The sequence below is a fragment of the Streptococcus sp. 4155 genome (assembly GCF_013276695.1).
Classification (GTDB): Bacteria; Bacillota; Bacilli; order Lactobacillales; family Streptococcaceae; genus Streptococcus; species Streptococcus pseudopneumoniae.
The window spans coordinates 1-10794 of record NZ_VMLM01000060.1; the positions used below are offsets into that span (position 1 = coordinate 1).

A 10794-nucleotide genomic window follows, 5' to 3' on the forward strand; every position below is an offset into this window, starting at 1 on the left:
AACTGGCTTGAAGCCATAATAAAAAGCTCACTAAAAAAGTGAGCAACATTTCCAATGAGATACTTCTGTTGACGAGCGCGTCTCTCCGCCCCCTCATTGCCTTGCGAAGAGGCTTGGCGAATCGAAAGGAGGTGTTTTTTCCTGTTTTCAATTCTACTTATTTTTGCACATTTTTTTAATTTTATCAAACAAAAAAACGCAAGCCGAAGCCTGCGAAAAGTTTTTTATAACCATTGAATTTCTTTCACATCTGTTTTACGAACTTTAGCATATTTCTTAGCGCTTGTAAAATGTAGAGTAACCGGTTTAAACATTCCACTTTTATCTCTTCGTAAACCTAAAATTGCGGATCTTTTGTTTCTATCTTCAAAAAATATGACGTCCAACTTCATAGTGTTTTTAGATAAATCTTTGGCTAGGATACAACAACTTGTTATCTTAGAATAGAAGATATCACCGATAAAACTATACAAAGATATCCTTTCGATTACATCATTGTACATAGGATGATTTCTAAAATCTTCCAAAATAAAAACACCAGCTTGAATAGCAGGTATTGTTTGACTAGCATAATCTCGTGTGATTTTGTGCAAGCCAAATAAGTGATGTAAATCAGTCAAGCAAAAATCTACTTCGAAAGTCTCTAAATGCTTATAATTCGTTGATACTTGACATGTTTTTCCATCGAATTTCTCTTGATAATCTAAAATACAATCAAGTAATTTCAACGACAAACTCCATATTTTCTCAAAATAAAAAAAGCACGGGGCAGTTCTCACTACTGCCCAAAGTGGATGATTAGAGTCGGCTTCTCTAACTCCCTATGTTGTGCTTATTAGGCTTATCGCAAGGGAACAGTTTTTAGCTCTGCCAAGCCACATAGCGTGCTTACTACTATGTGTCCATGTCTCCATGGATTGCCGAGCGGTTTAACGACGTTTTGGGAGTCGGGATAACGAGAAAAGTGATACTTTTACGTTTTTTCCAACTTAATTATGACATCTTTCTTTCAAAAAGTCAATATTTATCGCTTTCTTTAACGAAAAAAATCCCACAAGAACGAATCCTGTGGGGAGATACACATTTTAGAAAAGCTTTCCTTTATTCTACTATTTTTCTTGTATTTTATCATTCAGTATGATAAAATACAAGTTTTTTGATAAAATAACCAAAAACTACTCGCTATCCCTTCTCACATTACCCTACATATCGTTTGACATGCGACTAATCGTTCAAGGAAACTTCAAGGACAACTTTTCTCTCATCCCCTATGTAGGTCATTTCTACTCTTATAGGCTCAATTTGACACTTTTCTTCTTCGAATTGCTCATATTCCTCCTGAATAGTAAGTTCGATTTATCCAAATTTATTTTTGTCTATTTTGATGAACACTTCCACGAAGATAGTCTGAAAATGAAGCCGCCCCAATTTTCCTTCTCTTTTTAAGCATATTATTCCAGATATGATTGCCCTCTTGTTCAGTAATAAATTACGCTTTAAACGCTTCAATCAGTATATCTCCTGTCGTCATATGTTCTAAAGAAAATTCTTCTACATATGGTTGAACATCTCTTAGGTTATTACTTCCTAATATCCCGTTATGCTTTTTCGCTAAGGAAATAGAAGCCGCTTCTCCCTTACCAATAACCTTGTTACTATCATGATTTCTTGTTAAATTTCTATATAATGCGTATTCTTCAGTTCCAATGTCTATGCTCACAATCTCAGCTGAACCCTTAGCTACTAACTGGTCTATCCTAGATTTTAAATGGGGGATTGTAGGTATATTGATTTCATCATACACCTCTTGTGGAATAACAATTTTACCCGAATAGAGCTTTTCTAAAAGATGTTCAGTGCCAACCCATAAAAATGCTGAAATACAATCTGTATCAATAAATACACGACTAGTCAAACGACAACTCCCCCTCTTCATCTAGCCCATATACAATATCATATCTGAAAGCATCTAGTAGCAGTTCCTCATACTTCCCTTGCGAAATTCTGTTATTTTCTAAAAGTTGTTCAGTCGATTTAATATAGTGTCCTAATACCATTTCCTTTTTACTTTCTGACAAAGGACGATATAAACTTGTATCATAGCCTAATCTTGAAGCTGTCTCTATAACACTAATATCCATATTTTTAATTTCTTCTGCATCAAGGTATCCATCATTCCGCAATCTATATAACATAGCTTTATGACTGATACCATAAAACTGACCCAATTTTATAATATCTTCTACTTCAAGATGAGTTCTATTAGCATTTTCTCTGATTTCCTCAACCATCCTATACAGTGAAGATGGGGAAACTAAAAAATATGAAGCAAACTGATCCGCTTTTCTTTCAGTTTCATCTCCTTCACCAATCAAGATAAGACTGACTGAACTCTTCTTCACCTCATCATAATAAAGATGATACAGTTCATGTGCTAAAGAAAATCCTTGTCTTCCTAATGACATGTCTGAATTGATTACAATGAGACTTGACTGAGTTCCTTTATAACAGACTCCGCTAATATTCTTTCCGAGTCCATAAAATACCAGCGTCAAATTCTCTATCTTTTGTACCAATTTAAAAATATCTATCGGCGCTTCACCGTCAGCTCCCAACTTTTTTCTAAGATTTGAAGCTTTATTACTTAAATCCATTTTATCAATCATTTATTTTGTCTCCAATAGCTGATCTATCTCAAATTGATTCAATACAATTTTATTGATTTTCGCTAAAACTTTAAGATCTTGGTCTACTATTTTATTTTTTCTAAACGATATTACACACTGTTGTTCAGCTTGTTCGCCAAACAAAAGATATTCAACCGTACAGCAAAACAGGGCAGATAGTTTCTCAATAACATCCGACGTGATATTCCTTTCACCTTTTTCCATTTTGGCAATCATGCTTTGATTCAAAGACAAATATTCAGCAATCTTATCTTGAGTAAGATTTGAAGATATTCTAAGTTCTTTTATTCTTTTTCCAACATCACATACATTTATCATATTCATACACCTCTCATAAAAAGAATAGCACACTCTTGTCATAAAGTAAATTTTTTAAATAAAAAAATTATGACAAAACAAGGAAGCAATTTATTGATACTGCTTAAAAATCCAAAATTGATGATAGTAAACCTATTTGATGAGTTCCTATCAAAAATCGTATCTTCAACCTCAAAACAGTACTTAAAGCTATCCGACTCGATTTACATTGTCAAATTTAGATTTTATTTTAGCATAACTTTCTAGTTTGCTTTTTGATTTTTATTTAATATAGTAGCAAAAATTGAAGGAAATATCTCCACAAGAAAACGCATACTATTAAGCTTTTTCAAGACCTAATAATATGCGCTGTTCTGATTTGAAAGACATTCCATTATTATTTTACTGTTATCAAGCCTTCAGGCTCGACTGTAAATTCTGGTTTTTCTGCTATCGTGCCATCTTCTTTAAGGTAATACCAGCCATCATTTGATTTGACAAAGGCATTAGAAACCATGTCCCCATTTTGACTATCAAGATAGTACCAAGTCTCCTTGTATTTGATCCAGCCTGTTTTCATAGCACCTTCTCCATCGAAATAGTACCACTTCTCAGCGATTTTCTTCCAGCCTGTCGCCATTTCGCCTGACTGGTCAAACCAGTACCAGTTGCCGTCTGTGTGCTTCTTCCAGCGGTCTGCAAGCATATATCCTGAACCGTCAAAGTAATACCAGGTACCATTAACTTTCTCAAACTTATCTTTTGGATAAGAACCATCTGAGTGTACATACCAGGTGCCAGTATCGTTCTGTCGCCATCCTGCTTCAATCGTCAAGCCGTTTTCAATATCCTGCTTGAATTGCTCACGACTAATGCCCCAGCTTGCAAGATAAGGATAAGGGTCAACATGATCTGAGTTGTTGTCAGGTTGGTTATTGGTGCAATATTCGTGTGTCTTGATACCTGCTAAATCAGCAGTATCAAGCGTTTTAGGTATCCCAGCCTCGTCTGCTAGATTACGCAAGAGTTCGATATAGAGACGATAGTCAATCAGAAACTCTTCTTTCGATTCATGGCTTTCAATCAGTTCAACTTGTGCATAACCTTCTGCATTCCAACCGCCCCCAACGTCCCAGGCACCATTATCAACAGGTCCTACCTGCATAACACGACCATTACCGACTACGTGAGAAAAGAAGCCCAATTCAGGATCTTTTCTGTAATGGTAGTCAGCCTCATTTTGAACCGTTGAATTACGGTTGCCTGTGGAATGGGCATGGACTTGCCTATATGGTTGCACGCCGACTTGAGGCAAATCTGTTCTTAATTTACTCACATCAATTTCCATATTTTACTCCTTATCAATTAAAACAACTTATTTTTTACAATCCAGAGCTAGAAACTCCTTTATTTCTACCTCATAAAGAATACAATCCTAGTCACGATTGGGCTTGTAGATAGAACTTCAAAACGCACTATTTTGACACTGTAAATAGGACTGATAAGGTCTGCATCCTATCTACAATAACACCCCAGACTAAAAAGCTTTTCAAAAGTATATTTTTACAGTCTCTATATGTCCTTTTCATAAATACTATACTTTATTATATCATATAAAAGAAGTCAAAAGTCTGTTAAACTATTTTCAAGACCAAACTAAAGATAACAGCACAAGTTTTTTCGATTTTCACTAGAGGAAATGGATTTTATTAGCAAATACAGCTAGGAGAGCACTTTGGTTGCCAAGATGGCCTTACCTTCTTTTATCAAGGGGTGACGGAACAGTGAGAAGTACAGTTGGATGGTCATGGTAACCCAGATGAGGGGTTCACAAAGAATAACTCCCTTATAGCCCGCCCAAGGGATAATCAAGACCACAAAAGCGATTTTCCCGATTAGTTCGATAAAACTAGAAACCAGAGGAAGGATTTTTTGCCCCAAACCCTGCAAACAATTGCGATAAATCAACAAGAGGCTCAAAATGGGATAAAAGGCTGAACTAATTTGCAGATAGAGACTTCCATTTTCTATCAAGTAACCATCTGTCGAACTAGCCAAGAAGGAAACCAAGGCTGGACTGGCAAAAAAGAGGAAAACACAAACAAAAACTGCCCAGGATATACTTAAACGACTGCCGATTCGAAGGCCTTGAACAATACGGTCTGGGCGCTTAGCACCTAAATTCTGAGAAGCAAAGGTCGTCATCGAAGCAGAAATAGCAGTCATCGGAAGAAGGGCGAAGGCCATAATGCGTCGAGCCGCCGTTTGTGCACTTATAATCACTGCGCCAAAGGTATTGACAGAAGACTGTAAAATCACACTGCCGATGGACACAATTGAACTCATCAAGCCCATAGCCAAACCTTGCTCCAAGAGATCTGCGTACAAGGACTTATCCCATTTGAAATGCTTGCGCTGAGGCAAAAGTTCTGGCACACTCTTACAGATATAATAAAAGCAAAGAACCGCTGATAAACCTTGCGAAATAATGGTAGCAAGTCCCGCGGATTGAACTCCCAGATGCAGTTGCGTAATAAAATAGAGATCCAGAACCACATTAACCAGAGCAGAAAAAATCAAAAATCCAAGGGCAGCTAGACTGTCCCCAATGGACTGCAACAAACCTGCAAAAAGATTATAGGCAAAGCTGACACCGACACAAGTCACAATCATAGAAATATATTGATAGGACTGGGGAAGGATTTCAGCAGGGGTATCTAGGTACTGTAAAAGAGGATACAAACCAAGAAAGCCCAGCAGCATCACTACAACACTCAAAAGAGCCCCTAAAATCCAGGTGGATGCTACTGCTTCCTTGATTTTAGTGAAATTCCGAGCTCCATAATAACGGGCAATGACAATCCCCATGCCATTTCCAACACCAAGAGTAAAACCTACAATCAGGTCAAAAATCGCTGTCGTCGCCCCTACCGCTGCCAAGGAGTCTTGTCCAAGAAAACGTCCAACAATCAAGACATCAGCAGTGTTATAGAGTTGCTGAAAGATATTAGACAGCAAGATTGGGAAGGCAAAACTCAAGAGAGAAGGAAGAATCGGACCATGTATCAGGTCCACTGTTCGTTTTTTATTCATAAGGCTATTACATCAGCTTTCTAGTGGAGCCACAAGAAACAGCAAACTATAGTCAATCTGAAATCTTGAATCAAAAATCGAAAAAGTAGCGGATTTCTCCACTACTTTAACAGCTTATTCTTCAATTTCGATTTCAAGTTCATCGCCTAGGTCAAGTGTCACTTCTTCATTCACAGAATCTGCTTGAACTGCTTCATCTTTTTTGTTTTCAGTATCTTGTTCTGAAGCTTCTTCTCCATCAATCAAGCCAAATTTAGAACGGACTTGCTTATCAATTTCATCAAAGATTTCTGGGTGCTCTGCCAAATATTTCTTAGAATTCTCAGAACCCTGACCGATTTTTTCATCCTTGTAAGAATACCAAGCTCCTGCTTTTTTGATAATATCCAAGTCGCTTGCAATCTTCAAGAGTTCACCAGTCTTAGAAATTCCTTCTCCGTACATAATTTCAACTACGGTTTCCTTAAACGGTGGAGCTACCTTATTTTTTACAACCTTAATCTTAGTTTCTTTACCGACATTGGTTTCTTTTTGGTCACCAGTTCCCTTAATTTGTGTGTTACCACGAACATCTAAGCGGACTGAAGCATAGAATTTCAAAGCACGTCCGCCAGGTGTTGTTTCTGGATTTCCAAACATGACCCCAACTTTTTCACGCAATTGGTTGATAAAGATAGCAATTGTTTTGGTTTTATTGATAGAAGCACCAAGTTTACGCATGGCCTGACTCATCATACGGGCCTGCAAACCAACGTGGCTATCACCGATATCTCCATCAATCTCCGCACGAGGTACAAGGGCCGCAACTGAGTCGACCACGACAAGATCTACAGCACCTGAGTCAATCAATTTTCCTGCAATTTCAAGACCTTGCTCTCCTGAGTCTGGTTGTGACAAGAGCAATTCGTCAATGTTAACACCAAGGGCCGCAGCATAAGCTGGGTCAAGGGCATGCTCCGCATCGATAAAGGCTGCAATCCCACCTTCTTTTTGCGCTTGTGCAACTGCATGAAGGGCAACCGTCGTCTTACCAGATGACTCTGGTCCATAGATTTCGATGATACGTCCCTTAGGATAACCACCTGAACCAAGGGCAATGTCAAGAGCTAAAGAACCTGAGCTCATCACTTGCACCTTTTGCTCCGCACGTTCACCCAAACGCATGATTGATCCTTTACCAAAGTCTTTCTCAATCAATTTAAGAGCATCATTCAAGGCCTTTTCACGTTCTGCCCCAAATTTTTTTGAAATTTCTTCTAATTTTTTTGGTTTTTTCGCCATTCTATTCTCCTACATTCTAATGATCCTCAGACCTATCTACTATTATATCAAAAGTTAGTCACTTAATAAAGCCTTGCGAACTAGGTTAAAGGCATGCATAACAGCAATGTGACGTACATCTGCTCGACTTCTGCCTCCAATATTGACCTTGATAACCTCAGTTCCTTGCTCTCGAGCCAAGCCTATGAAGACTGTCCCAGCTGGATGCCCTTCTAGGCTATCTGGCCCTGCCACTCCAGTCAAACTAATTCCAAAATCAGATTGAGTCTTGTTTCGTGCCTGCTCAGCCATCTTCTGTGCTGTAAATTCAGATACCACACTCTGTTCTTCCAAATCCTTGACAGGAATATCCAACATTTTTGATTTTTCCTCCAAGCTATAGGTCACAAAACCACCCTTAAATATACTTGAAGCTCCTGAAAAATCCGCTACCCTAGCTTGGAAAAGACCTGCCGTCAAACTCTCTGCAGCCGTGATGGTTTTCCCTTGTTTTTTCAGTTCTTCTACCACAATGCTGGCTAAACTGGACTCTTCCCCATAACCATAACAAAGGTCTCGTAAAGAAAGTCCTTCAAAGGTCTGGCGATCCAAGATTTGATGTTCCAAAATATCCAGCACTTGATTCGCCTCTTCTTGACTGCTAGCCTTTGTTGACAGACGCAAGGTTACCTCTCCTGTCTTGGCATAAGGTGCCAAGGTCGGATCGGTCTGATTATCAATTAAATCAGCCAAAATCGTCACCAACTGGCTCTCGCCAATCCCAAAGAAACGAAGAACCCGGGAATACAGCTTACTCCCCGTCATCAACTTGGGTAGAAGTTGGTTTAAGACCATAGGCTTCAATTCACTTGGCGGACCAGGAAGGACAACGTAGGTCACTCCATCTACTTCTAGTATTCCTCCCACAGCCAGCCCCGTTTCGTTTGGCAGTGGAGTCGCTCCTTCTACAATTTGGGCTTGTCTTTCGTTATTCGGTGTTCGGGCATAATCTGGTCGCTGGGCGAAAAAGACATCTAACTTCTCCTGAGCCTGAGGATCGAAGACTAATTCTTTCCCTAAAAATTTAGCCAGAGTTTGTTTGGTCAAATCGTCCTCAGTCGGCCCTAAACCACCTGTCAAAATCACCAGACTGCTACGTTGACTGGCAATCTCAAGCAAAGACAAGAGACGGGCTTCGTTGTCTCCTACAGCCGTCTGAAAATATACATCTACCCCAATCTCTGCTAGTTTTTCTGATAAAAACTGAGCATTAGTGTTGACAATCTGTCCTGTCAAAATCTCTGTTCCAACAGCAATGATTTCTGCTTTCATGTTTCCTCCTACCTATCTATTCGTATTTTTTTGAAAAAATCGCAGGAAATTTCCCACGATTGATTTTTTATTTGTATCAAAAGTTAATTATCTTCATCACCAACAGGTGCTCTGCCAAATAAATCTTCAAATAAGACCGCATTGGTTTCAAGCTGAGTGACTTCTTCTTGTCCCAAAGAACGTCGGAGTAGATTTTGCATTTCCAACATATGGGCTCTCGAAACAATCTGGTAAGAAACACCTTGAAGCATCTCTCCTTCACCCTGCAACTGCTGAGTTTCAATGGTTTTAAATGAATCTTTATAGCCTAGCAAGTTAGGGATACTTTTTGCAGACAAATCAATATTGGTCTGCATATTGTCACTCAAAGCTTTTAGAATCTCTTGATAATGACCAACACTATTTAAACTGAGAGCTTTTTCCATGACTTTTTGAATAACTTCACGTTGACGTTTTTGACGACCATAATCCCCCTCAGGATCTTGGTAACGCATTCGTGCATAGACTAGGGCTTCTTCTCCCCCAATATGTTGCTCCCCAACACCGATAGAAATGGTATTAAATTCTTCTTGGTCACTGATAGAAATTGGGAAACCTAGGGTATTATTGACTGTAATACCACCTACTGCATCCACTAGTTTTTGTAACCCTTTCATATTGACCATCACATAGCGATCAATATGGATATTCATCATTTTTTGAATGGTTTCTATAGCAAGCTCTGCTCCACCATCTGCATATGCTGAATTCAGTTTCGCTTCATGAGCCTGACCATTCCCTGATTCAATGCGGGTCAGAATATCCCGCTCTAAACTCATCATTGTTGTTTTTTTCGTTTTAGGATTCACTGTCATCAAGATCATGCTATCACTTCTACCGACCCAAGTTTCAGTTCGTTCAGCATTTCCGGTGTCCACTCCCATTAACAGAATGGTTAGAGGTTCAGTCGCTTCAATAACCTTGGTTTCTTCGCCGATTTTTTTATAGGTTTTAGCTAAGGTTTCTGTCCCTTGTTGATAAATAGTATAAGCAAAAATACCTGCTCCTACTACAGTTACAGAAAGTAAAGCTAGCACCATTCCAATAATTTTTTTAACCATATTTCTACTAATCTATCAGTTTACCCATCAAGTAAACATCGATAAATTTCCCTTCTTCTATATATGCTCCACGCTCTTGGCGACCTTCAATTACAAAGCCATGCTTTTGATACAGATGAACTGCTGCTTGATTACGAGTTTGGACAGTCAGCTGGAGACGACGCAGAATGCCACTTGCTTGTGCCCACTCTATCGCTTCTTCTAGCAACAAACTTCCCAATCCATTATTCCAATATCTTTTTCCAATCACAATGAAGAGATCTCCAATATGATGGACTCTCTTGCGCTGGTCAGCTGTAATATTTACAATACCAGCAATTTTATCATTTAAGAATGCAAGTAAGGTTATCTGATTGTCCGAACTAGCTTGCTTGTTGAGGAATACTTCAATCTCCTCACTGGTCAAGAGAATACCATCTCCGTCTAAGCTGGTAAAATCTGTCTCCAAACTTACACGATTTAAAAAGGCCACTAATTCAGCTGCATCTTTAGGCTCTGCTTCCCTAATGAGCAATTCATACTCCATGTTGAAGCTCCTCTAAGAGTTTTTCTGCACGCAAACCCTTTGCCTGAAAATTTAAACGACGTCCATCTGCTTCTTTTAGAATTTCCAATTCTAAATAAGTATCTGGCAAGGCATCTCCTAAGAGATTTCCCCACTCGATGACAGTCACTCCGCCACCAAAGAGAAACTCATCCAAGTCGATAGAATCCGCATCTCCTTCAATACGATAAACATCTAAATGGAAAAGCGGAAGACGCCCCTCATACTCTCTTACGATAGTATAGGTTGGACTTTTAATCATTTGAGAAATCTGTAAACCTTTAGCAAGTCCTTTAGTAAAGGTCGTTTTACCTGCACCCAGTTCTCCAGTTAAGATTAAAACATCATTCTTTGCTAATAGATGACCCAAACGCTCCCCTAAGGATTGTAGCTCTTCTTCATTTTTTGTGTACATACTCTTATTATACCAAAAACTTTTCTTTTGTGTCTATTTTCCTGCTAAACTTATACTCAATGAAAA

At 38.8% G+C, this 10794-nt stretch carries 12 protein-coding genes; all 12 read right to left on the minus strand.

Going from position 1 to position 10794, the window contains the following annotated elements:
* Nucleotides 1–188: hypothetical protein (locus tag HT715_RS11675; RefSeq protein WP_205380672.1), on the minus strand; the 188-nt coding region annotated here is incomplete at its 3' end.
* A 36-nt stretch (nucleotides 189–224) separates the two neighbouring features.
* Nucleotides 225–779: a PBECR4 domain-containing protein gene (locus tag HT715_RS07815; protein ID WP_311141307.1), complete on the minus strand. Its 555-nt coding sequence runs from the start codon at nucleotides 777–779 to the stop codon at nucleotides 225–227.
* 710 nt (nucleotides 780–1489) lie between these two features.
* The gene (locus tag HT715_RS07820; RefSeq protein ID WP_000204075.1) at nucleotides 1490–1915 is read right to left on the minus strand and encodes a hypothetical protein; all 426 of its coding nucleotides are present in this window, start codon (nucleotides 1913–1915) and stop codon (nucleotides 1490–1492) included.
* Nucleotides 1908–2654, minus strand: coding sequence for an ImmA/IrrE family metallo-endopeptidase (locus tag HT715_RS07825; RefSeq protein WP_306345051.1), 747 nt, complete (start codon nucleotides 2652–2654; stop codon nucleotides 1908–1910). The genes HT715_RS07820 and HT715_RS07825 overlap by 8 nt, the downstream gene beginning before the upstream one ends.
* Before the next feature lie 12 nt (nucleotides 2655–2666).
* Complete coding sequence (locus tag HT715_RS12290; RefSeq protein WP_001056000.1) at nucleotides 2667–3011, minus strand: helix-turn-helix transcriptional regulator; 345 nt, start codon at nucleotides 3009–3011, stop codon at nucleotides 2667–2669.
* 370 nt (nucleotides 3012–3381) lie between these two features.
* Nucleotides 3382–4332 carry an N-acetylmuramoyl-L-alanine amidase family protein gene (locus tag HT715_RS07835; RefSeq protein WP_000401884.1) on the minus strand — a complete coding sequence of 317 codons (951 nt, stop codon included), beginning with the start codon at nucleotides 4330–4332 and terminating at the stop codon, nucleotides 3382–3384.
* A gap of 374 nt (nucleotides 4333–4706) precedes the next feature.
* Nucleotides 4707–6077, minus strand: a complete 1371-nt coding sequence (locus HT715_RS07840; RefSeq protein ID WP_001036247.1) for an MATE family efflux transporter — start codon at nucleotides 6075–6077, stop codon at nucleotides 4707–4709.
* A 114-nt stretch (nucleotides 6078–6191) separates the two neighbouring features.
* Nucleotides 6192–7358, minus strand: coding sequence for a recombinase RecA (gene recA / locus HT715_RS07845; protein ID WP_001085465.1), 1167 nt, complete (start codon nucleotides 7356–7358; stop codon nucleotides 6192–6194).
* A gap of 54 nt (nucleotides 7359–7412) precedes the next feature.
* Complete coding sequence (locus tag HT715_RS07850; RefSeq protein WP_000642684.1) at nucleotides 7413–8669, minus strand: competence/damage-inducible protein A; 1257 nt, start codon at nucleotides 8667–8669, stop codon at nucleotides 7413–7415.
* An 83-nt stretch (nucleotides 8670–8752) separates the two neighbouring features.
* A complete protein-coding gene (locus tag HT715_RS07855) occupies nucleotides 8753–9769 on the minus strand; it encodes an LCP family protein (RefSeq protein ID WP_000239274.1) in 1017 nt (338 codons plus the stop codon).
* Nucleotides 9770–9776: 7 nt separating this feature from the next.
* Entirely contained in the window at nucleotides 9777–10295 is a 519-nt protein-coding gene (locus HT715_RS07860) for a GNAT family N-acetyltransferase (protein ID WP_000455532.1), read from the minus strand.
* Complete coding sequence (gene tsaE / locus HT715_RS07865; protein ID WP_000288246.1) at nucleotides 10285–10728, minus strand: tRNA (adenosine(37)-N6)-threonylcarbamoyltransferase complex ATPase subunit type 1 TsaE; 444 nt, start codon at nucleotides 10726–10728, stop codon at nucleotides 10285–10287. Before tsaE ends, HT715_RS07860 begins: the two co-directional genes overlap by 11 nt.
* Nucleotides 10729–10794 lie beyond the last annotated feature (66 nt).

Coding starts and splice junctions, on each gene's coding strand:
- HT715_RS07850 (WP_000642684.1), bottom strand. CDS start 8,669: ATGAAAGCAGAAATCATTGCTGTTGGAACAGAGATTTTGACAGGACAG.
- recA (WP_001085465.1), bottom strand. CDS start 7,358: ATGGCGAAAAAACCAAAAAAATTAGAAGAAATTTCAAAAAAATTTGGG.
- HT715_RS07860 (WP_000455532.1), bottom strand. CDS start 10,295: ATGGAGTATGAATTGCTCATTAGGGAAGCAGAGCCTAAAGATGCAGCT.
- tsaE (WP_000288246.1), bottom strand. CDS start 10,728: ATGTACACAAAAAATGAAGAAGAGCTACAATCCTTAGGGGAGCGTTTG.
- HT715_RS07825 (WP_306345051.1), bottom strand. CDS start 2,654: ATGGATTTAAGTAATAAAGCTTCAAATCTTAGAAAAAAGTTGGGAGCT.
- HT715_RS07840 (WP_001036247.1), bottom strand. CDS start 6,077: ATGAATAAAAAACGAACAGTGGACCTGATACATGGTCCGATTCTTCCT.
- HT715_RS12290 (WP_001056000.1), bottom strand. CDS start 3,011: ATGAATATGATAAATGTATGTGATGTTGGAAAAAGAATAAAAGAACTT.
- HT715_RS07855 (WP_000239274.1), bottom strand. CDS start 9,769: ATGGTTAAAAAAATTATTGGAATGGTGCTAGCTTTACTTTCTGTAACT.
- HT715_RS07835 (WP_000401884.1), bottom strand. CDS start 4,332: ATGGAAATTGATGTGAGTAAATTAAGAACAGATTTGCCTCAAGTCGGC.